Here is a 20,415-nt window from a genome sequence, read left to right on the forward strand (position 1 = left end):
AGGCCCCGATGCGCGACACCAATTTTTCCGAGTTCCTGCCCGGACTCGTCGATATCCGCCACAAGCTGCACGAAATGCCCGAGATCGGCCTTTCCGAGGTGAAGACCTCCGAGTTCGTTGCGGGACTGCTGCAGTCCTGGGGCTTCGAGGTCACCCGCGGTCTTGCGACAACCGGCATCGTTGCGACGCTGAAGCGCGGCAACAGCAACCGCGCCATCGGCTTTCGCGCCGACATGGACGCGCTGCCGATGCACGAAGAGACCGGTCTTGCTTACCAGAGCAAGCATCCTGGCGCGATGCACGCCTGCGGCCACGACGGTCATACCAGCATGCTGCTCGGTGCTGCCTGGGCGCTGTCGAAGGACGAAAGCTTCAACGGTACGGTTCATCTGATCTTCCAGCCGGCCGAGGAAAACTTCGGCGGCGGCAAGCTGATGATCGAAGACGGCCTTTTCGAGCGCTTCCCTTGCGAGCGGGTCTATGCGCTTCACAACTGGCCGGGTCTTCCGGTCGGCCAGTTCTCCAGCCGCGCCGGTGCCATGGCGGCATCGATCGACGTGCTGACGCTGACGATCAAGGGTAAGGGCGGCCACGGCGCCCAGCCGGAACTGACGGTCGACCCGGTCGTCGTCGGTTCCAGCGTGGTGATGGCGCTGCAGACGCTGGTGTCGCGCAATGTGTCGCCGCACCAGCCGTCCGTGTTGACGGTCGGTTCGTTCCAGGCGGGTTCGGCCTCGAATATCATTCCGGATACCGCAGTGCTGGAAATCAGCATGCGCGCGATGGATCCTGTCGTCCGCAAGCAGTTGCAGGAGCGCGTCGAGCAGATCGCCCGCCTGCAGGCGGAAAGCTACAACGCCGAAGCCGTCTTTGACTGGCAGGTCGGTTATCCCGCGACGATCAACGATGCCGAGGCGGTCGAGGATGCGCGTGCGGTGATCGCCGACACATTCGGCGCGGATGCCTATGTCGAACTGCCCGAGCCGCTGATGGGCAGCGAGGACTTCTCCTTCCTGCTGGAAAAGGTGCCGGGCGCCTATGTGCTGATCGGCAATGGCGACAGCAGCGGGCTGCACACAACCCGCTACGATTTCAACGACGACATCCTTGAGCGCGGCGCGACCTATTTCTACCAGCTCGCACGCGCAGCGCTCGTTTAAGCGCGCGGCATCAAACGCCCCGCCGCTCAGGTCGCCGGGTGCAGGTCGCCGAAGACCGTCGGGATCAGTTCCGACACGGTTGGGTGGATATGAACCGCGTGCGTGATCGTGGTGTAGGGCTTGCCCGCATACATCACGTCGAGGATGCTCTGCACTGCCTCATCGCCGCTCGTTCCGAGGATCGAAGCACCGAGGATCTCCTTGCTGTCGGCGTCGACGATCACCTTCATGAAGCCTTCGGTCTCGCCCTTTTCCACGGCGCGGCCGACGCGGGTCATCGGCCTCGTACCGATGAGCAGCTTGCGCCCCGACTTGCGCGCCTCGGTCTCGGTCATGCCGGCGCGGCCGAGCGGCGGATCGATAAATAGGCCGTAGGTTGAAATGCGGTCGCTGACCTTCCGCGCCTCTCCGTCGAGCAGATTGGCGGCGATGATCTCGAAGTCGTTATAGGCCGTGTGGGTGAAGGCGCCGCGACCGTTGCAATCGCCCATCGCGAAGATGTGCGGCACGTTGGTCTTGAGCGTCTCGTCGACTTCAACATAGCCGCGGGCGTCGGTCTTGACGCCGCTCCGGCCGAGATCGAGGTCGTCCGTATTCGGCCGGCGGCCGGTTGCCAGCAGCAGGTGAGAGCCGACGATCTCGGGTGCGCCCGCCGTGCAATCCACGCCGGCGACGACATCGTCGCCGCTCCTGGCAAAGCGGATGCATTCGGCATTGAGGCGAAACTGGATGCCCTCTTTTTCGAGGATCGCGAGAATGGCGTCGGAAACGTCCGCATCCTCCCGGCCGATTAGCCGCGGCCCCTTCTCGATTACGGTAACCTCGGAGCCGAAGCGACGGAACATCTGCGCAAACTCGAGTCCGATATAGCTGCCGCCGACGACGATCAGGTGGCGGGGCAGAGTGTCGAGATCCATGATCGAGACGTTGGTGAGATAGGGCACCTCGGCGACACCAGGGAAATCCGGGGTTGCGGCGCGTCCGCCGACATTCAGAAAGATCTGGTCGGCCGAGAGCAGCGCGTCGCCGACTCGGATCTCATGCGGGCTTTCGAAGCGCGCATGGCCTTCGAAGACGGTGCAGTTCTCCATGCCTTTCAGCCAGTTTTCGATGTTTCCCCGGGACGTGAACCGCACCGTGTCCTTGCGCGCCATGACGCGGGTAAAGTCGATGGTGATGGGACCGGTCGTCACGCCATAGTCCGCGCCCCGTCGCGCCAGATGCGCGGCATAGGCGCTCGCGACCATCGCCTTGGTCGGCATGCAGCCGGTGTTGACGCAGGTGCCGCCGAAGTGCTTGCGCTCGATCAGCGCGACGGTTTTGCCCGCTGCCGTCAGCCGGCCGGCAAGCGATGGGCCGGCCTGGCCGGCACCGATGATGATTGCGTCGAAATGTTTCGTCATGAGACCGAGGACACCACCCAGAGTGCGAGGAGAACGGCAACAGCATCCTCGAGAAGGGCGATCGGCAGGTCCTTGCCGCCGATGGCCGCGACGAGGCGCTTGCGGGCTTCATAGCCGCCGAGCGTGCCGATGACGGCACCGATGACGCCGGCGACCATTCCTTGGAGCATAGCATGTCCGGTCAATCCGAGCGCGGCCCCGCAGAAGGCGCCGCTGACGATGCGGGCGCCGAACTGTTGCGGCACCTTTCGGCTCGGTGTGCTCGGCAATTGGTCGGTGACGAACTCAACTAGGGCCAGAAGGCCGAAGATGTAAGGTGTGAAGCGAAAGCCCATGAAGGCCGCCCAGGTACCGCTGAGCGTCAGCCATCCCGCGGCTGCGCCAATACTGACGGCGGCGGGTGCGGTCATGGTGCGCAGGCCAGCGACCACGCCGATAATGAGCGTCAGAAAATAGATCGACATCGTGTCCCCGAACGTTCGCCGGGCGAACCCAAGCCACCAGCCCCCAAGCGGTTCGGGTCGAGCGGCATCGCAACCAAGAGTGAAAGCGGATGTTTCTGGCGGGCCGCGATCAGAGTGGCCGACAACGCCGGCGATTGCAACGCCCAATCAGCTACCGCCAAAAACGGTAGTCTATGCTTTCGATCGTGTTTATCAATGTAGGAAAATATTCGCCTGCCACAGTCTCTGGATGCAACCCTATTTTTTGCCGGGGGCTGACATATATGGAATGGCTTGCCCCGACGGAGCGGACGTTCCGTGATCAAACTTGCGCATCGAAATCCGAGGAGAAACCTATGCGCCTGACCAGACTGCTTATCGGAACTGCCCTTGCCTTCACCTTGACTGCCGCCGCGGCGAGCGCCGATGTGGTCGTATCCTCGAAGATCGACACGGAGGGCGGGGTGCTCGGCAACATCATCCTTGCCGTGCTCAACGCCAACAACATCAAGACGGTCGATCGCGTCCAGCTTGGGGCGACGCCGGTCGTACGCAAGGCGATCACCGCCGGCGAGATCGACATCTATCCGGAATATACGGGCAATGCCGCCTTCTTCTTCGAAAAGGCCGACGATCCGGTCTGGAAGGATGCTGCCAAGGGCTACGAGACGGCCAAGAAGCTAGACTACGATGCCAACAAGATCGTCTGGCTGACGCCATCGCCGGCCAACAACACCTGGGCGATCGGCCTACGCAAGGAAGTCGCTGACGAAAACAAGCTGAAGACGCTGAGCGATTTCGGCAAGTACATCGCTGGCGGCGGCAAGGTCGTGCTCGCGGCGTCGTCGGAATTCGTGAATTCGGCCGCCGCACTGCCGGCGTTCCAAACCACCTACGGCTTCACCTTGAAGCAGGACCAACTGATCACGCTTTCCGGCGGTGATACCGCGGCAACGATCGCGGCCGCGGCGAACCAGACCAACGGTGCGAACGCAGCCATGGTCTATGGCACCGACGGCGGCATCGCCCCGTCCGGCCTCGTGGTCCTGGAAGACGACAAGGCCGTCCAGCCCGTCTATCAGCCGGCCCCGATCATTCGCGAAGCGGTGCTCAAGGAAAACCCGCAGATCGAGGAACTCTTGAAGCCCGTGTTCGAGAAACTGGACCTGGTGACGCTGCAAGACCTGAACGGTCGCGTGCAGGTCGGCGGCGAACCGGCCAAGGCGGTCGCCGAGGACTTCCTGAAGAAGAACGGCTTTCTGAAATAAGTTGACGGAGATCCGGGACGCTGGTCGGATGGCTGGCGTTCCGGGGATAGGCCTGCAGGTGCCGGAGATGCGCCGGCACAGGCGGGGAGGGAATGTGGTTTGAAAGCACTCCGCTTTGACAAGCTCGGAGCGATCATTGCGGCCCTGGCGCTCGGCGGCGCCTTCATAGCGCCTTTTGCAACGTTTCGTGCCAACCGTATCGTCGCCGGTGAGGTCAAGTCGGTGGCCGACGCCCTGCCTGCGGGGTGGAGTGCCGTGCTGCTGGGCATCGTGGTCTGCGCGGTCATCGTCGCGCTGGTCCGATCGCCCGCTTACCTGCGTCTCGCTGCCGCCTTTGTCGCGCTCGCCGCGCTGGCGCTCGGCATCGGCGTTGCCGCCACGCATCTGACACCCGAAGCCAACACCTATGCCCGCGTCTCGCCGGCTTCGGGCTTCTGGATCATGCTCTTTGCCTTCGGGTTGCTCGCCGCCGACGCCTTGACGCGACTGCGCCCGGCGCCCTTCGTGCGCATCGTCGTTCTCGCCGTCGTGCTGGCCTTTGCTTCGGCCATCCTTCTCGCCGGCGCCTGGGACGGCCTGTCGATTCTCAAGGAATATGCAAGCCGGGTGGACACGTTTTGGGCGGAGGGCCGCAAGCATGTGACCCTGGCGCTCGGTTCGCTCGTGGCTGCGACCCTCGTCGGCATCCCGCTCGGCATCCTCTGCCACCGCGTCACGCGGCTGCGCGATGGGTTGCTCGGCGTCCTGAACGCGATCCAGACGATCCCGTCGATCGCGCTTTTCGGCATTCTCATCGCGCCGCTCGGCTGGATCGCCCTCCATGTGCCGGGTGCGGCTGCGATCGGCATTCGTGGCATCGGTGTTGCCCCGGCCTTTGTTGCGCTCTTTCTCTATTCGCTGCTGCCTGTCGTCGCCAACACCGTCGTCGGTCTGGCAGGCGTTCCGCGGGACGCGAACGACGCCGCGCGTGGCATTGGCATGACCGATTGGCAGCGGCTGGTCGGCATCGAATTTCCGCTGGCCTTCCCGGTGATCCTCACCGGCATCCGCATCGTGCTCGTCCAGAATATCGGCCTTGCGACCATCGCTGCGCTCATCGGCGGCGGCGGCTTCGGCGTCTTCGTCTTTCAGGGCGTCGGTCAGACCGCGATGGACCTCGTGCTGCTCGGCGCCGTCCCGACGGTCGTGCTGGCGTTCGCCGCGGCGATCGTGCTCGACGCGGTGATCGAGATGGCCACACCCAACACCAGGCAGGCAGAGGCCGCATGATCGAGATCGAGAACATCACCAAGCGATATGGCGAAAGCACCGTTGTCGACGACGTCAGCCTGACGATCGCGCCGCGCACCGTCACCGTCGTCGTCGGCACCTCCGGCTCCGGCAAGACCACGCTCTTGCGTATGGTCAACCGGCTGGTTGAGCCGACCTCGGGCACAATTCGCCTCGATGGCGAGGACAATCGTTCGCTGCCCGGTTATGAGTTGCGCCGCCGGATCGGCTACGCAATCCAGGGGCACGGTCTGTTTCCCCATCGCACCGTCGCCCAGAACATCGCGACCGTGCCGACCTTGCTCGGATGGGAACGGGCGCGCATCGATGCGAAGGTGGAAGAACTCCTGCGCCTTTTCCAACTCGATCCCGCAGATTTCGGTCCACGCTTCCCACACGAGCTTTCCGGCGGCCAGCAGCAGCGCGTGGGCGTTGCCCGGGCGCTTGCCGCCGAGCCGAAGGTGCTCTTGATGGACGAGCCCTTCGGGGCGCTCGATCCGATCATCCGCGCCAAGGCGCAGGACGACCTGCTTGCCATCCAGAAACACTTCCAGACGACGATCATTCTCGTCACCCACGATATGGAAGAGGCCTTTCACCTCGCCGATCGCATTGCCGTCATGGACAAGGGCAAAGTGGTGCAGTACGCGACCCCCGCCGAAATGCTGCTGAAGCCGGCCACGCCCTTCGTCGAAAGCCTGATCGGGGCGGGCGAACGGCCCTACCGCCTGCTCGCGATCGCGCCGGTCTCGAGCGCGGTGGAACCCGGGGCCGCCGAAGGCGCGCCGATATCGAGCGATGCCAGCCAAAGGGAAGCCCTGGCCGAACTCCTCTGGTCCGGACGAGATGCGCTGCCGGTGTCAGGTCCCGACGGCGCCGTAATCGGCAGGGTCAGCCTTGAGGGGTTGGCCAAACGCGCGGCCGGTCCAGCCTGATGCCGAAGCTCGCCACTCTCATTCGCATCGCGGTTTTCCTGGTTCTCGTCGCGTTCCTGCTGCAGCCGCATTGGTTCGAGCCGCTGCTGCGGCCGCTGGTGCAGGACAACGCCCCTGTCATCTACAACCAGGGAAGCCTGCTGCACCTGACGTTCTTGCATCTGCGCACGGTGGCGCTGGCGGTGGCAGCGGCCGCGCTGGTCGCGCTTGCGCTTGCCATTCTCGTCACGCGCACGTCCGGAGCAGAATTCCTGCCGCTGTCGCGCAGCCTGGTGAATATCGGTCAGACCTTTCCGCCCGTCGCGGTTCTGGCGCTCGCTGTTCCGATCTTCGGCTTCGGCGAAAAGCCGACGCTGATCGCGCTTTTTCTCTATGGCCTGCTGCCGATTTTCGAGAATGCGCTGACGGGGCTGACGACCTTGCCTTCCTCCGTCATGGAGGCGGCGCGCGGCGCCGGCATGACCAGCGGCCAGCGGCTTCTCAAGGTGGAGTTGCCGCTGGCGATGCCGGTGATCCTGGCGGGCATCCGGCTTTCGGTCGTCATCAGCCTGGCAACCGCCACGATCGGATCGACGGTCGCCGCAAAAACACTCGGCGAAGTAATCATCGCCGGGCTGCAATCGAACAACCTTTCCTTCGTCGTTCAGGGCGGCCTGATCGTCGCGACGCTTGCGGTGCTTTTGCACGATGGGTTGCAGGCGGCGGAGCGGAAACTTGCTGCGCGGATGGGGCGCTAGGCGCAGGCGGTGGAGACGCGCAGCCGGGCAATCGGCCGGCTGTCGCAGAAAACTGCGGTCACCCGTGTTAGGATGGCCGATGCTCTACCGCGGCGCCAAAAGTCCTGTTGTCAGGGACATGGGTGGATTCAAGGTCAGGCTCAACATGCCCGGCTGGCTGTTGCCATGGCCGCGCGACCATGGCTACGGACCGCTCGCGATGGTCGCTGAAACGATATTGGATCCTGGCAGGCTGGTCGCCATGCACGAGCACAGGAACGACGAGATCCTGTCATGGGTGCCGGAAGGGGTCATGCGCCACGACGACCGGGCGACCGGCAGACTGGTCACCGATGGCGCGCACCTGATGGTGATGAACGCCGGGCAAAGCTTCTGGCATTCGGAGGAAACCTTGTCTGGTGATCCTCCGCTGCGCATGCTGCAAATTCTCGTGCGCCCCCATAGCGTCGATCTCCCGCCAAACATTCAGTACGGTCCGATCGAGCCGGCGCCCCTCAATTGCTGGCGGCATCTCGTTGGGGCCGAGGGGGAGGGAGCGCCATTCTACGTGCGCAACGCCATCGATTTCTTCGATCTCAGGCTCGAGGCGACGGCTAAGGTGGCGTTTCCCCGGAAGGAGGGGAGGCACCTTTACTTCTATGTGTTCTCCGGTTCGGTGGAAGTCGGGGGCGTCCGGTTTGACGAGGGAGATCAGGGGCTCCACCAGTCGGACGGACCATTGGACCTCGTCGGCATTGGCAACGCGCTGATCGTCGCGTTCCTGATCGATCCGCGGGCGCCGGCAGCGCGCAAGGGGACGGTCGGCGATCATCCCAAGATCCCGTCGCCCGTTCTGGCGCGGACCTTGCTGACACTGCTACGCTTGCGCGGTCGTCTCCGACGGAGGAGCTAAGTGGATCAGCGACCCCTCACGCAACGTGCAGTGGTCTGGACCGCTTTCCTCCTGCCGTAGAGTTGCGATGCGTGCACCCTTCTTGGTTGTCTGTAGAATGCCTGCTTTGTCGGCATTTGCCTGGGATATGAAAATGAATTTCACAATTTTACAAAATATGCGGATTTGAGTTGACGGCCTGAAAAAACTGTCCCAGTCTGCGAAAATAAATTACGCCAAAAGGCAGGGGAACAGGACGAGCATGAAAGTTGGCATCATCGGACTCGGATTCCGTTTGGGTTATCTCGGCTATGTCTTCAAGGCCATGGACGAGAGCTTCGAAATCGCCGGATACGTCGATCCGAACCCGGCCGGTCTGGCCACGCTCACCGAAAAAGGCATCTCGCCTGGCAAGGCCTACGCGACGCCCGAAGAGTTGATCGCCAACGAGAAGCTCGATCTCCTGATGATCGGCTCGCCCAACCACATGCACCTCGACCACATCCGGATCGGCCTTGAGGCCGGCCTGAAGGTCTTCAGCGAAAAACCGATCGTCACCACGATCCAGGAAAGCCTGGAACTCGCAGCGCTGATGGCGAAGTTTGGCCATGAGCGGCTGATGGTCGGTCTCGTGCTGCGCTACGCGCCGATGTACCGCGACCTCCGCCAGGCGCTTGCCGAAGGCAAGCTAGGGCAGGTGGTCTCGATCGAGGCTTCCGAGCACATCGAGCCCTACCATGGCGCCTTCTTCATGCGCGACTGGCGCCGCTACGAGCGCTATTCCGGCAGCTTCATGCTGGAGAAATGCTGCCACGACCTCGACCTCTACAATGGCGTCGTCGGAGCCCGGCCAGAACGCGTCGCAAGCTTCGGCGGCCGCAAGAGCTTCATCCCTGCCAACGACCCGGCGCGCGAAGGCATCAACGATCTCGAACTGTTCCATCGCAAGCCGAGCGGCTGGATGGGATCCGACAAGGTCTTCGACAGCGACGGCGACATCATCGACTACCAGGTGGCGATCGTCGAATACGCCAACGGCGTCGGCATGAACTTCCACACCAATCTCAACGTGCCGGATCAGTTCCGCCGCTTCTGCATCATGGGCTCGCGCGGCATGGCCGAGGGCGATTTCATCCGCGGTTACTTCGACGTGCACGAGATGCTGACCGGCAAGAAGGTCATCGAGAACAAGTATAAGGCCACCGAACTGTCGCAGCACTATGGTGCCGACGAGCAGATGGCGACCGACATCATCGGCCACGTCCGCGACCGCCGACCTCTGCCGGTTTCGACGCGCGATGCGCTGGAAGCCGGCATTCTGGCGCTCTCCATGGACGAGGCTCGGCGCAAGAAGAGCGTCATAGACCTCCGGCCCATATGGGACCGTTTCGACGAAGCCCTGCATTCCCGCGCGGCGTAAGGGGAGGCGACGGATGAGTGTTCAACGCAGCACAGTCATCTTCGCCTGGATCCTGCTTCTTCCTGCTGTTCTTTACGTCACGGTGATCGTCGCCTATCCGCTGGTCGACACCTTCATCCTGTCGTTTACGGACGCGTCGCTGAAGAAGACGACCAATTGGGTCGGCTGGACCAACTACGACAAGATCTTCAACGAGACCTTCGCCGAGGTCATCTTCCGGACCTTCATCTGGACGTTCTTTTCGGTGTCGATCAAGATGATCATCGGCGTTTTCGGCGCAACGATGCTGAACGCGGCCGTTCCCGGCCGGGCGCTTTTCCGTCTGCTCACCATGCCGCCATGGATCGTGCCGATGGCCATCGGCATCTTCATGTGGGGCTGGATGTACAACGGCCAGTTCGGGATGATCTCCGGCGTGCTGCAGAACATGGGGTTGTCGAACGGGCCGATCGCCTTCCTCGCCCGCGGAGAGACTGCCTTCTGGGCGACGATCATCACGGACGTGTGGATCGGCGTGCCGCTGGTGACGCTCTATATGCTGGCAGCCATGCAGGCGATCCCGCAGGATCTCTATGAGGCCGCGTGGACCGATGGGGCAGGGCGTTTCTATCGCTTCCGCCGCATCACGTTGCCTCTGCTCGTGCCGTCGCTGATCACCATGTCGATGCTGTCGCTGATCGCGACCTTCAACTCGTTCGATATCATCTGGATCCTCACCCAGGGTGGACCCAACGGTGAGACGACGACGATGATCATCGACACCTATCGCACCGCGATCGGGTCGAAGAAGTATGGCGAAGGGGCAGCGCGCGCCGTGCTGATCTGCATCTTCCTGTCGATCTTCTGCTTTGCCTATTTCCGGGTGACGAGCCGCCTTTCTCAGGGGGAACAGAAATGAGCCAGCCTGCCCTGATCAATCGCTACCGCTGGTACGAGCTTGTCGGAATCTATGCCGGTATCTTCGTGTTCCTGTGCTTTATCCTGGCGCCCTTCGTCGAGGGCTTTCTGGTGTCGCTGAAGCCGCTCGGGCTGCTGTTCTCGTCACCCTATCGCTTCTGGCCGGAAAACGGCTCGTTCGCCGCCTACTTTACGATGTGGGAGAGCGTGCCGGGCTTTGCCCGCTACATCTTCAATTCCTTCTTCATCTCCACCATCGTCACGGCCATCGTGCTGGTGCTGGTCATACCCGCTGCCTATGCCTTCGCCCGCTTCAACTTCCGTGGCGCCGGCGTGCTTTTGGGGGCATTCCTTGCGGTCAACATGTTTTCGGGCGCGGTGCTGCTGATCCCGCTCTTCCGGCTGATGCGCACCTTCGGCGTCCTCAACACCTATCTGGCCATGATCGTGCCGGGCGTTGCCTTCCTGATCCCGTCGGCGATCTGGCTGTTGCGCACCTACATGATGCGCATCCCGCGTGAACTGGACGAGGCCGCCTTCGTCGACGGAGCCAGCCACTTCTATACGCTGCGCCGGGTGATCCTGCCGATCGCCATGCCCGGCATCACCGTGGTGGCGATCACCACCTTCATCGGCGCCTATGCCCAGCAGTTCATCTACGCGCTGACCTTCAATTCCAAGAGCGAATACATGCCGCTTCCCGTCGGGCTGTTTGCCTATTTCGGACGCCAGGAAGTGGTCTGGAACGAACTGATGGCGGCAAGCTTCGTCGGCATCGCGCCGGCCGTCGTCGTGATCTTCCTCTTGCAACGCTATCTCGTCAGCGGGCTCACCGCGGGCGCGGTGAAACAATAAGACTTAAGTCAACCACCAGAGAACGGGAGCATAAAAACGTGTCTATTCAATTCAAGACGGGGGTGCTCGCCCTTGCCCTGCTCGGCTCGACCGCGCTGGGCGCCGTGACCGCCAAGGCGGCCGACCAGGAGATCAGCTGGATCTACTGCGGCGACACCATGGATGCGGTCCACCAGAAGTACATCAAGCAGTGGGAAGAGAAGAACCCAGGCTGGAAGGTAACGCCTGAAGTCGTCGGCTGGGCCCAGTGCCAGGACAAGGCAACGACCCTTGCCGCCGCCGGCACACCGGTCGCCATGGCCTATGTCGGGTCGCGCACGCTGAAGGAATTTGCCCAGAACGACCTTATCGTTCCCGTGCCGATGACGGACGACGAAAAGAAGACCTACTACCCCAACATCGTCGATACCGTGACCTTCGACGACAACCAGTGGGGCGTTCCGATCGCCTTCTCGACCAAGGCGCTCTACTGGAACAAGGACCTGTTCAAGCAGGCCGGCCTCGATCCGGAAACGCCGCCGAAGACCTGGGCTGAAGAAATCGAATTCGCCAAGACGATCAAGGAAAAGACCGGCATTGCCGGTTACGGCCTGCCGGCCAAGACCTTCGACAACACCATGCACCAGTTCATGCACTGGGTGTACACCAACAACGGCAAGGTCATCGACGGCGACAAGATCGTCATCGACAGCCCGCAGGTGCTCGCAGCGCTGCAGGCCTACAAGGACATCACGCCTTTCTCTGTCGAAGGCGCCACCGCCTACGAACAGAACGAAATCCGCGCCATCTTCCTCGACGGCAAGGTCGGCATGATCCAGGCGGGCTCGGGTGCCGCAACGCGCCTGAAGGAAACCAAGGTCAACTGGGGCGTAGCACCGCTGCCGCTCGGCCCGGAAGCAAAGGGCGAGGGCACGCTGCTCATCACCGACAGCCTGGCGATCTTCAAGGGCTCGGGCGTTGAGGAGAAGGCGATCGAATTCGCCAAGTTCATCACCTCGCCAGGACCGCAGGGCGAATACGAGCTTCAGGGCGGCGCTGGCCTGACGCCGCTGCGTCCGTCGCCGATGGTCGATGAGTTCGTCAAGAAGGATCCCTATTGGAAGCCGTTCATCGACGGCATCACCTATGGTGGTCCCGAGCCGCTCTTTACCGACTACAAGGGCTTCCAGAACGTCATCATCGAGATGGTTCAGTCGGTCGTGACCGGCAAGGCCGAGCCGGCCGACGCCTTGAAGAAGGCGGCTTCCAGCCTCGAAGAGTACAAGTAAGGCCACCGGGGTCGCGCGCCGACAAGATCGGTTCGCGGCCCCACCTAACTCTGCTATAAATGAGCCGCTTCTCGCCGGTGGCCGGAGACAGTTTCTTGGGACAGCTCAATCTCAATCGGGTTCAGAAATTCTACGGGACGTTCGAGGTGCTGAAAAGCATCGATCTCGAAGTCAGGAACGGTGAGTTCGTCGTTTTCGTCGGGCCCTCCGGTTGCGGCAAGTCGACCTTGCTCAGGATGATCGCTGGTCTCGACGAGACCAGTTCGGGGGACATCCTGATCGAGAACAAGCGCGTCAACGATCTGCCGCCGGTCAAGCGCGGGATCGCCATGGTCTTCCAGTCCTACGCGCTCTATCCGCACATGTCGGTCTTCGAGAACATCGCCTTTCCGCTTCGCGTGGAAAAGATGGCCGAGGAGAAATTGAAAGCCAAGGTGGAGCATGCCGCGCGCATCCTGCACCTGGACCAGCGGCTGCAGCAGAAGCCGGGCATGCTTTCGGGCGGCCAGCGCCAACGTGTCGCGATCGGGCGGGCGATCGTGCGCGAGCCGAAGATCTTCCTCTTTGACGAGCCGCTCTCAAACCTCGATGCGGCCCTTCGGGCCGACATGCGCATCGAACTGGCGAAACTGCACCGGCAACTGAAAGCAACGATGATCTACGTCACGCACGACCAGGTCGAGGCGATGACGATGGCGGACCGGATCGTCGTTCTCAATGCCGGTGAGATTGCCCAGACGGGCGCGCCGCTCGAGCTCTACCACAAGCCGGCCAATACGTTCGTTGCCGGCTTCATCGGCAACCCGAAGATGAACTTCCTGCCGGTCACCTGCAAGGGCGTCAGCGATGCCGGCGTCGAGGTCGACTACAAGGGGCAGACGGCGGTCATCCCCGTCACCCCGCAAAGCGGCCTTGCCGGGCGCACGCTGACGCTTGGCGTGCGGCCGGAGCACATCATGCTCGGGTCCGGCGACCTGACCCTCAAGGTGACGCCAACGGTCATCGAACGGCTCGGCGCCCATACGGTCGCCTATGCGGCTATCGGTGGTGAGGGCGAGAACTTCTGTGCCATGCTGCCGGGAACAGCAGCTGTGCGACCGGAGGAGACCATCCAGACAGGCATCAAGGCAGTCGATTGCCACCTGTTCGACGAGGCTGGCCTCGCGCTCGAACGTCGCGTCGAGTTGACCGACATCGATATGGGCGTGCTCGACCCCGCGGCTGCCTGACGTCGTCGAAGCCAGGATCATGGTCGCGGCCAATCAGGGCGCGGCCAGTGTTTGGCCGTTGTGGCTGGATATCCGGCAGCTCTACCTGTAAGGATTGCCGGTCGCCGACGCCCTCTATTCAAAGGCGATCAAGCGCACTTGGATAGAGCATCATGACGCTTGGCCGTTATACGGAACTTCCCCATCTGGCCGACGCCAATGCCGGGATCGAAGCCGTCTGGGCGTCTGTCAGTCGCAACGAGGGCAGCTACCGGGTCCTGCCGGATGGGCGATGCGACATCATCCTCCGATTTACGCTGAACGCCCTGCCACTCCGCGAGCTGACGCCGATCGTAACCGGTCCAACCACGGGCTATTACGATGTTCCGCTGGAACCCGGCGCCGCCTTCGTCGGCGTGCGCCTGCGACCTGGCCATTTCCAGAAAATTCTGGGCCTGGAGCCGATCCGGTTGCACGGTGACGCCCTGATCGGCGCAGCGGCTCTGGGTCAATGGCCCGACATGGCCGCCCTTTGCGTGCCGGCATCGGACCAGCAGGAGCTTGCCGGCCGCCTGGTGCGGTTTGTCCGCAAGCGTGATGCCGAGAGCGACTTTGAAGTGGCGCCGCTCGGCCGCAACATCATAAGCGCGCTGCACGCCTCGGGCGGGCGGCTGCGCATCGCCGAGCTTGCCGCGATGCACGGTGTCTCCGAGCGCACCGCCAGACGCGTTCTCCTTCGCGCAACTGGGCTCACGCCGAAGGCGTTTGCCGCCATCATCCAGTTCCATCGCGCCTTGCGGCTGTTGCGGGATCACCATCTCAGTCCTGCGGATGCCGCGTTCGAAGCCGGTTTCGCCGACCAATCCCACATGACCCGCGTCTTCCGGCGGCTGGGCGGGTTCTCGCCGGCGCGCTTGCCCGAAGTCACACTGGTGACGATCTCGGACTGATGTCCGAATTGTTCAAGATCAGAGCCTGGCAATGAATGATGATCGCCCGTAACCGTTCGCGCTGCTTCGGGTAGCGCGCTTAGCGCGTTGCCGACTTCGGCGGCGAGCAACCCTTGGAGACGAACCATGGCCGTCCGTTTCGGATACACAATCCTCTATGTTCCCGATGTGCCGGCAACGGTCTCGTTTTATGAGGCTGCCTTTGGTCTGAAGCGCAGGTTCGTACACGAAAGCAGCCTCTATGCGGAGATGGAGACGGGTGAGACGGCTCTGGCCTTTGCCAGCGAAACCATGGCGGAGCTGAATGGTTTTGCTGTTCGCGCGAACCGCAGGAGCGATCTTGCCGCCGGGTTCGAAATCGCGCTGGTCTGCTCGGCGCCGCACCAGGCCTATGAAAAGGCTGTTTCGGCCGGAGCATCGCCGGTGAAGCCGCCGGAAGAAAAGCCGTGGGGGCAAGTGGTGGGCTATGTTCGCGATCTCAACGGCTGCCTTGTCGAACTCTGTTCCGCCACGCCCGCCTAGCCGCCCGGCCCGACCACGCAACCCACGAACGCCATGACTCAGGAGGAGCCCGCCTGTGCGCCCGACCACTGCCTCGCCCTGCATCACGACCAACCAGATCGGCGCGTCGCGAGACTTCTATCAGACATATTTCGCCGCACGGCTGACGTTTGACTGCAGCTGGTACATCAGCCTGGAACTCGGCCAAGGCCTGTCCCTCCAGTTCATGGAACCGCAACAGGGGCAGCCTGTGTGCAACACCGAAGGCCTCACCTACAATTTCTGCGTCGCAGACGTCGACGGCGAGTATAGCCGGATCAGGGCAGCAGGCCTTGCCCCGGCGTTGCCGATCGAGGATCACCCATGGGGAGATCGTGGCTTCGCCGTAAAGGATACGAACGGTGTCCTGCTCTATATTTACATTTACTCGAATCGCGAACCCGCGCCGGAGTTCAAGCCGTTTGTCATCGCTTCGGGTGCGGCATGATGGATGACCGGATCCAGACCCTTCTGCGGGAGATCGAGCTTCATCGCGGCGATCAGTTCGTGATCGTCACCCGACTACGGGAGATCGCGCTCGCCTCGGGCCCCGCAGTCACCGAAGAGGTGAAGTATGGCGGCATCCTGTTTTCGTCCAAGGACAGCTTCTGCGGCGTCTTTTCCTACGCCCAACACGTGACGCTGGAGTTTAGCCGGGGCGCCGCTTTGCCCGATCCACATGCCGTCCTGGAGGGTTCAGGCAAGCTTCGCCGCCACATCAAGCTCCTGGGCCCGGCGGATATAGATGAGAAACAAGTCGCGCTATACATCAAGATGGCTCGCGAGGCTGCCGATCGCTGAAGGGTCGGTTGCGCCCGGCGACGGTGCCGCAAACCTCAGGCCGCGCCCTTCTCGGTTCCGTGCGGGTTGTCGACCTTCGGCCAGATGTTCTTCGGCGCGCGCTTGTAGTCGGTCTTGGCGGGATTGTTCGGGTAAGGCGTGCCGGCCGAACAATAGAGGATTTCGGACGCGATCTTGGAGAACGAGGCGTAGAAGTGGTTGGTCGACTTGATGACCAGGATCTTCTTGCTTGTCGGGTCGATGCCCATTACCGAAAACAGGCTTGGATCGAAGCTCTGCGCGCGGGTCGAGTTGAGGATGATGTCGATGCCTTTGAAGCGAATGTGGGCCGCATCGCCGAAGGGGGCGAAGCTCTCGCCGAAGCGCATCTCGGCGTCGCGCACCAGCTTGACCACCTTGACCGTGCCATCGACCGGATTGCCGGTTCCCGGCGCCGACTTGGCGCCGAAGCGCAAGGGGATGTCGGCGCCTTCGCCGGCCGCCATGCAGATCTGCACCGCCATCGGGTCCCAGATCGTGCCGACCGCAACGTCGGTTGCGCCGCGAGCCAGCAGTTCTTCGAGCAGAACTGTCGCGTCGCCGGCCGTACCACCGCCCGGGTTGTCCCAGACATCGGCGATGACGACGGGACCTTTGGTTGCTGCGAGTGCCTCATCGACCGCCTGCCTCTCGTCGATCTGCGGCATGATGAAGGTGCCGCGGTGGGAGAAGAGTTCCAGACCCAATTCCCGTGCGAGGCTCGCGCCTTTCTCCGGCTTGCCGTCGGTGACGGCGAGCAGCTTCGTTCCCATTTCCGGGACGTCGCCGGCCATGAAGCCGTGGATCACGGAGAGCGAAAGCACGTCTGCGTCTTCCTTCTCGATCCGCATCAGCTTGTCGACGAAGGAGCGCATCGGATCGCGAGATGTCGGGTAGACGTCGATCATCCGACAGTCGAAGATCGACATGACGGGCGTGATGCGGCCTTCGAGCGTGTCGACAGCGATCTTCCAGAGGTCCTCCGCGCGGTCGACGAAGTCGGTGTGCGGGAATTCCTTGAAGTAGACGAAGAAGTTCGATGCGGCGGCGCGGTTGGCCGTCAGGTGGCTGTGGGGATCAAGCTCGGCGCAGACGAGGATATCGGGACCGACGATCGCACGGACGCGCGTCAGCAGGTCGCCTTCGGGGTCTTCGTAGCCGTCGGCGACCATGGCGCCGTGCAGGCCGAGCACCACGGCATCGACGGGCATGGCGGCGCGCAACTGGCCGAGGATCTCGTCGCGCAGGCCCTCATAGGTCTCGCGGTTGACGAGGCCAGCCGGGTCCGCCCAGGTCGCGGTTCCCTCGATCAGTTCCCAGCCCTTCTCAACGCAGACGCGCCGGCCGACGGTGATCGGCGCCGTGCAAAGCGTCGGTGTTTCCGGGTGTTCTCCCGGCGGGGCGTAGAGCGAGGCTTCGAAGGCCCGGCGGTCGATGCAGATCGGGGAGAAGGTATTGGTCTCGGTCGCAAGCGCCGCTGTGAAGATCCGCAATGCCGTTGCCTTTTCTATTGCGTCACGCCTGCAGCGCCGCTCATCCGGCCGGATGTGCTAAGGTCGCTGCGGGCTCTAAGTCTGGCGCATGATTTTTCCCGGATGCATGGCGATCCAGGAAACTACGCGGAAGCCGCGCCCATCGGGTTCGGCAGGTAGCCGGTAAAGCCGGCAATCTTCCAGCGTCCTTCGTGCAGACGGCAGTAATAGACCGTCTGCCATTTCAGGATGTCGACGCTGCCGTCCGTCTTCTTCAGGCTGCCATCGAACTTCTTGCGCGCCAACGCCTGGTCACCGTTGATCTCGATGTCCTCGAGCGTCGTCGTGGTGAAGATCGCCGTGCGCGGGTCTTCGGCGAAGCTCTGTGTCGCGAAATCCTGCGCCTGGCGCAGCCACTCTTCGCGATAGGCGGCCAGCGACGGGAAGGTCAGCCGCCAATTGTCCGGATTGGTTTCGCGGCGGCCGTCGATGCCGATGAAGCTCTCCCCGACGAAATCGTCTGCAACCATCGACCAGTCGGCTGCCAGAAAGGCAGTGATGTCGCGGGAGACCAGCATCTCCCAGATCGAGTGGCGTGCAGCATCGGAAGAGGGGAATGGATTGAGAAAAGGATCCCGCATATTCGCGCCCTGGATTGAAATTCTTTTCATGAATGGCGTTTTTCGCTAGCCAAATTCGGCTTTCTATGGTCACTTGTCAACGATCAAAGAAAATAATTTGCAAGAAGGCTCATGATGACGATCAAGCGCTATGGTGCGGAACAGGTCGGCGCTGGCGGCAAACCTTTGCCCTTCGCGCGCGCTGTCGAGGCGGACGGCTGGCTCTATGTCTCTGGTCAGGTTGCCATGGAAAACGGCGAGATCATCGAGGGCGGGATCATCCCCCAGACCCACAAGACGATCGCCAATGTGATGGCCATCCTGACGGAAGCCGGCTACGGTCCGGAGCATGTGGTTCGTTGCGGCGTCTGGCTCGACGATCCCAGGGATTTCTGGACATTCAACAAGATCTACCAGGAGTATTTCGGTGCTCATCCGCCGGCGCGGGCCTGCGTCCAGTCGTCGATGATGGTCGATTGCAAGGTCGAGATCGACTGCGTCGCCTATAAGCCGAAAGAAGGCTGATCCTGGAGCGGGAGCGGTTTTCTGCCCGCATCCCGCTCTCACTCGTGATCCGAAGCAAGGCATAAGCGGGCGATGGACATCTTCGCGACATTGCAGGAAGAAAAGGGGCGGCTCTCCCAGTCGGAAAACCGCATCGCCGATATTCTCCTGAACGATTTCGAGTTCGCGGTAAACGCCTCCATCATCGAGCTCGCGAGCAAGGCGGACGTTTCGCCGCCGACCGTCACCCGCTTCTGTCGGCGGTTGGGTTGTGACAGCTTCTCCGACTTCAAGGTGCAGCTCGCGCGGACCGCCTATATCGGCATGCGCTACCTGAAGCCCGAGCCGAAGAGCCGGGAGACCGGCGATGTCGCCCAGGACATCATCACCAAGTCGCAGAACGCGCTGTTTCTTCTGCATCGCTCGCTCGATCTCGCCGCGATCGAGCAGGCGGTCGAGCGGATTGCCTCAGCGGAAATGATCTACGCCTTTGGTTCCGGCGGCAATTCGTCGATGATCGCCGGCGAGCTTCAAAACCGGCTCTTTCGTTTCGGCCTGCGCATCACATCGAGCTCGGATCACAGCATGCAGTTGATGATGACGGCGGCGGCCCGGCCGACGGACGTGCTGATCGGCTCCTCCTTTTCCGGCCGCAACGCCGAACTCGTGCGCGCCTTCACGCTTGCGCGCGAACTGAAAGTGCCGACCATCGCGCTGACGCAGAGCGGCAGCCCGGTGGCCACCGCTGCCAGCATCACCGTTCCGGTCGATCTGCCGGAGGGCAACAATATCTACCGCCCCACCTCCACCCGCATCGCCTATCTGGCGCTGCTCGACATCCTCTCCAGTCTCGTCGCTTATCGGGTTCAGCCGCAGGCGACAGCCACACTTCGGCGCATCAAACAGCAGCTGGTGACCCACCGCGACGGTGACGACCGCCAGTTGCTCGGAGACTGACGTGCCGCGAAAGGTCAACGCATGACGCAATCTCTCGCGATCGTCACCGGCGCCGCCGGCGATATCGGCCGTGCTATCGCCCGCAAGCTTGCCGACGACCATGACGTGGTTCTGCTCGTCGACATCGATGCGGAGGCCGCCGAAAAGGCAGCGCGGGCGCTTGGCGACGGCAAGCGCTTCGTCGCAGTCGCCTGTGACGTCACCAATGCCGAAAGCGTGGCGGCGATGGCAGCGAAGGCCGCAGAGAAGGGCGCTGTCCGCACCCTCGTCAACAATGCTGGTGCTGCCCGTGCCGTCAGCCTGCACGACACGACGCCGGAGATCTGGCGCATGGACAATGCGCTGAACCTCGAGGCGGCCTTCCTCACTTTTCGCGCCGTCGAGGACATGCTGAAAGAGACCCACGGCTCGGTCGTCAACATCGCCTCGGTCAACGGCATGAACGTCTTCGGCCATCCGGCCTATAGCGCCGCCAAGGCCGGGCTCCTGCACCTGACCCGGCTGATTGCGGTCGAATACGGCAAGTTCGGCATCCGCTCGAATGCGGTGGCACCCGGCACGGTTCGCACCCAGGCCTGGGAGGCGAGGGCGGCATCGAACCCGGATGTCTTCGAAGAGGCGCGCCGCTGGTATCCGCTGCAGCGCATCGTCAATCCGGATGACGTCGCCAATGCCGTGCATTTTCTCGCAGGCCCGCTCGCGGCCGCCATTTCGGGCGTCTGCCTGCCTGTCGATTGCGGCCTGACCGCCGGACAGGCTGAGTTGGCCCGCACGTTCTCGCAATCAAACCACTACTGACATAGAGCATTCTGGAGGAAG

22 protein-coding genes are annotated in these 20,415 nt (G+C 62.7%); 18 read left to right on the forward strand and 4 right to left on the reverse strand.

The genetic code is table 11. The features are described 5' to 3' along the window. The first annotated feature begins 8 nt into the window (after positions 1-8). Positions 9-1,160 (forward strand): M20 aminoacylase family protein, encoded by a 1,152-nt coding sequence (locus tag AC3WVQ_RS23335; RefSeq protein WP_492383016.1) that lies wholly within the window; start codon positions 9-11, stop codon positions 1,158-1,160. A 26-nt stretch (positions 1,161-1,186) separates the two neighbouring features. Here the strand turns inward: AC3WVQ_RS23335 and AC3WVQ_RS23340 are convergent, their stop codons facing one another. After that, positions 1,187-2,563, reverse strand: a complete 1,377-nt coding sequence (locus AC3WVQ_RS23340) for an FAD-containing oxidoreductase (RefSeq protein WP_404526792.1) — start codon at positions 2,561-2,563, stop codon at positions 1,187-1,189. Further along, a complete protein-coding gene (locus AC3WVQ_RS23345; RefSeq protein ID WP_492383017.1) occupies positions 2,560-3,027 on the reverse strand; it encodes a DUF4126 domain-containing protein in 468 nt (155 codons plus the stop codon). Before AC3WVQ_RS23345 ends, AC3WVQ_RS23340 begins: the two co-directional genes overlap by 4 nt. Positions 3,028-3,362: 335 nt before the next feature. On the opposite strand from AC3WVQ_RS23345, the gene osmF reads away from it, so the two are divergent. The 14 genes from osmF to AC3WVQ_RS23415 all read left to right on the forward strand — a co-directional run bounded on the left by osmF (position 3,363) and on the right by AC3WVQ_RS23415 (position 16,025). Beyond that, positions 3,363-4,274, forward strand: a complete 912-nt coding sequence (osmF, locus tag AC3WVQ_RS23350) for a glycine betaine ABC transporter substrate-binding protein OsmF (RefSeq protein ID WP_060518255.1) — start codon at positions 3,363-3,365, stop codon at positions 4,272-4,274. A 99-nt stretch (positions 4,275-4,373) separates the two neighbouring features. Continuing rightward, complete coding sequence (locus AC3WVQ_RS23355) at positions 4,374-5,543, forward strand: ABC transporter permease (RefSeq protein WP_060586201.1); 1,170 nt, start codon at positions 4,374-4,376, stop codon at positions 5,541-5,543. Further along, on the forward strand, positions 5,540-6,478 hold the full coding sequence (locus AC3WVQ_RS23360; RefSeq protein WP_090295903.1) for an ABC transporter ATP-binding protein: 939 nt from the start codon (positions 5,540-5,542) through the stop codon (positions 6,476-6,478). The genes AC3WVQ_RS23355 and AC3WVQ_RS23360 overlap by 4 nt, the downstream gene beginning before the upstream one ends. Further along, the gene (locus tag AC3WVQ_RS23365; protein ID WP_060601437.1) at positions 6,478-7,215 is read left to right on the forward strand and encodes an ABC transporter permease; all 738 of its coding nucleotides are present in this window, start codon (positions 6,478-6,480) and stop codon (positions 7,213-7,215) included. The genes AC3WVQ_RS23360 and AC3WVQ_RS23365 overlap by 1 nt, the downstream gene beginning before the upstream one ends. Positions 7,216-7,294: 79 nt before the next feature. Further along, complete coding sequence (locus tag AC3WVQ_RS23370) at positions 7,295-8,107, forward strand: pirin family protein (protein WP_492383018.1); 813 nt, start codon at positions 7,295-7,297, stop codon at positions 8,105-8,107. 241 nt (positions 8,108-8,348) lie between these two features. After that, positions 8,349-9,506 carry a Gfo/Idh/MocA family protein gene (locus AC3WVQ_RS23375; protein WP_492383019.1) on the forward strand — a complete coding sequence of 386 codons (1,158 nt, stop codon included), beginning with the start codon at positions 8,349-8,351 and terminating at the stop codon, positions 9,504-9,506. A 13-nt stretch (positions 9,507-9,519) separates the two neighbouring features. Beyond that, a complete protein-coding gene (locus AC3WVQ_RS23380) occupies positions 9,520-10,404 on the forward strand; it encodes a carbohydrate ABC transporter permease (protein WP_034799524.1) in 885 nt (294 codons plus the stop codon). Continuing rightward, positions 10,401-11,258, forward strand: a complete 858-nt coding sequence (locus AC3WVQ_RS23385) for a carbohydrate ABC transporter permease (RefSeq protein WP_034799530.1) — start codon at positions 10,401-10,403, stop codon at positions 11,256-11,258. The genes AC3WVQ_RS23380 and AC3WVQ_RS23385 overlap by 4 nt, the downstream gene beginning before the upstream one ends. Before the next feature lie 38 nt (positions 11,259-11,296). After that, the gene (locus AC3WVQ_RS23390) at positions 11,297-12,526 is read left to right on the forward strand and encodes an ABC transporter substrate-binding protein (RefSeq protein ID WP_034799533.1); all 1,230 of its coding nucleotides are present in this window, start codon (positions 11,297-11,299) and stop codon (positions 12,524-12,526) included. Positions 12,527-12,621: 95 nt separating this feature from the next. Next, on the forward strand, positions 12,622-13,755 hold the full coding sequence (locus tag AC3WVQ_RS23395) for an ABC transporter ATP-binding protein (RefSeq protein ID WP_034799536.1): 1,134 nt from the start codon (positions 12,622-12,624) through the stop codon (positions 13,753-13,755). Between the two features lie 152 nt (positions 13,756-13,907). Then, positions 13,908-14,684: a helix-turn-helix transcriptional regulator gene (locus AC3WVQ_RS23400; RefSeq protein WP_492383020.1), complete on the forward strand. Its 777-nt coding sequence runs from the start codon at positions 13,908-13,910 to the stop codon at positions 14,682-14,684. A 126-nt stretch (positions 14,685-14,810) separates the two neighbouring features. Next, entirely contained in the window at positions 14,811-15,206 is a 396-nt protein-coding gene (locus AC3WVQ_RS23405; RefSeq protein ID WP_060518244.1) for a VOC family protein, read from the forward strand. A 55-nt stretch (positions 15,207-15,261) separates the two neighbouring features. Continuing rightward, entirely contained in the window at positions 15,262-15,672 is a 411-nt protein-coding gene (locus AC3WVQ_RS23410; RefSeq protein WP_492383021.1) for a VOC family protein, read from the forward strand. Then, a complete protein-coding gene (locus AC3WVQ_RS23415) occupies positions 15,672-16,025 on the forward strand; it encodes a DUF1801 domain-containing protein (RefSeq protein ID WP_200949900.1) in 354 nt (117 codons plus the stop codon). Before AC3WVQ_RS23410 ends, AC3WVQ_RS23415 begins: the two co-directional genes overlap by 1 nt. 35 nt (positions 16,026-16,060) lie before the next feature. Here AC3WVQ_RS23415 and AC3WVQ_RS23420 read toward each other — a convergent pair whose 3' ends face one another. Together AC3WVQ_RS23420 and AC3WVQ_RS23425 are read right to left on the reverse strand one after the other, a co-directional pair. Beyond that, entirely contained in the window at positions 16,061-17,536 is a 1,476-nt protein-coding gene (locus AC3WVQ_RS23420) for a M81 family metallopeptidase (RefSeq protein WP_034799551.1), read from the reverse strand. A gap of 122 nt (positions 17,537-17,658) precedes the next feature. Beyond that, positions 17,659-18,156: a hypothetical protein gene (locus AC3WVQ_RS23425; RefSeq protein WP_034799555.1), complete on the reverse strand. Its 498-nt coding sequence runs from the start codon at positions 18,154-18,156 to the stop codon at positions 17,659-17,661. 114 nt (positions 18,157-18,270) lie between these two features. Between AC3WVQ_RS23425 and AC3WVQ_RS23430 the strand changes: the two genes are divergently transcribed. The 3 genes from AC3WVQ_RS23430 (at position 18,271) to AC3WVQ_RS23440 (ending at position 20,394) form a co-directional block, all read left to right on the forward strand. Continuing rightward, positions 18,271-18,660 carry a RidA family protein gene (locus AC3WVQ_RS23430; protein ID WP_034799761.1) on the forward strand — a complete coding sequence of 130 codons (390 nt, stop codon included), beginning with the start codon at positions 18,271-18,273 and terminating at the stop codon, positions 18,658-18,660. A 72-nt stretch (positions 18,661-18,732) separates the two neighbouring features. Beyond that, positions 18,733-19,596 (forward strand): MurR/RpiR family transcriptional regulator, encoded by an 864-nt coding sequence (locus AC3WVQ_RS23435; RefSeq protein WP_034799558.1) that lies wholly within the window; start codon positions 18,733-18,735, stop codon positions 19,594-19,596. 21 nt (positions 19,597-19,617) lie between these two features. Further along, the gene (locus AC3WVQ_RS23440) at positions 19,618-20,394 is read left to right on the forward strand and encodes an SDR family oxidoreductase (protein WP_034799561.1); all 777 of its coding nucleotides are present in this window, start codon (positions 19,618-19,620) and stop codon (positions 20,392-20,394) included. Positions 20,395-20,415: the final 21 nt, after the last annotated feature.

Source organism: Ensifer sp. EB106-05-01-XG146 (assembly GCF_058791875.1).

Coding starts and splice junctions, on each gene's coding strand:
- AC3WVQ_RS23335 (WP_492383016.1), top strand. CDS start 9: ATGCGCGACACCAATTTTTCCGAGTTCCTGCCCGGACTCGTCGATATC.
- AC3WVQ_RS23430 (WP_034799761.1), top strand. CDS start 18,271: ATGACGATCAAGCGCTATGGTGCGGAACAGGTCGGCGCTGGCGGCAAA.
- AC3WVQ_RS23365 (WP_060601437.1), top strand. CDS start 6,478: ATGCCGAAGCTCGCCACTCTCATTCGCATCGCGGTTTTCCTGGTTCTC.
- AC3WVQ_RS23340 (WP_404526792.1), bottom strand. CDS start 2,563: ATGACGAAACATTTCGACGCAATCATCATCGGTGCCGGCCAGGCCGGC.
- AC3WVQ_RS23375 (WP_492383019.1), top strand. CDS start 8,349: ATGAAAGTTGGCATCATCGGACTCGGATTCCGTTTGGGTTATCTCGGC.
- osmF (WP_060518255.1), top strand. CDS start 3,363: ATGCGCCTGACCAGACTGCTTATCGGAACTGCCCTTGCCTTCACCTTG.
- AC3WVQ_RS23440 (WP_034799561.1), top strand. CDS start 19,618: ATGACGCAATCTCTCGCGATCGTCACCGGCGCCGCCGGCGATATCGGC.
- AC3WVQ_RS23370 (WP_492383018.1), top strand. CDS start 7,295: ATGCTCTACCGCGGCGCCAAAAGTCCTGTTGTCAGGGACATGGGTGGA.
- AC3WVQ_RS23415 (WP_200949900.1), top strand. CDS start 15,672: ATGGATGACCGGATCCAGACCCTTCTGCGGGAGATCGAGCTTCATCGC.
- AC3WVQ_RS23400 (WP_492383020.1), top strand. CDS start 13,908: ATGACGCTTGGCCGTTATACGGAACTTCCCCATCTGGCCGACGCCAAT.
- AC3WVQ_RS23345 (WP_492383017.1), bottom strand. CDS start 3,027: ATGTCGATCTATTTTCTGACGCTCATTATCGGCGTGGTCGCTGGCCTG.
- AC3WVQ_RS23385 (WP_034799530.1), top strand. CDS start 10,401: ATGAGCCAGCCTGCCCTGATCAATCGCTACCGCTGGTACGAGCTTGTC.
- AC3WVQ_RS23435 (WP_034799558.1), top strand. CDS start 18,733: ATGGACATCTTCGCGACATTGCAGGAAGAAAAGGGGCGGCTCTCCCAG.
- AC3WVQ_RS23360 (WP_090295903.1), top strand. CDS start 5,540: ATGATCGAGATCGAGAACATCACCAAGCGATATGGCGAAAGCACCGTT.
- AC3WVQ_RS23425 (WP_034799555.1), bottom strand. CDS start 18,156: ATGCGGGATCCTTTTCTCAATCCATTCCCCTCTTCCGATGCTGCACGC.
- AC3WVQ_RS23405 (WP_060518244.1), top strand. CDS start 14,811: ATGGCCGTCCGTTTCGGATACACAATCCTCTATGTTCCCGATGTGCCG.
- AC3WVQ_RS23380 (WP_034799524.1), top strand. CDS start 9,520: ATGAGTGTTCAACGCAGCACAGTCATCTTCGCCTGGATCCTGCTTCTT.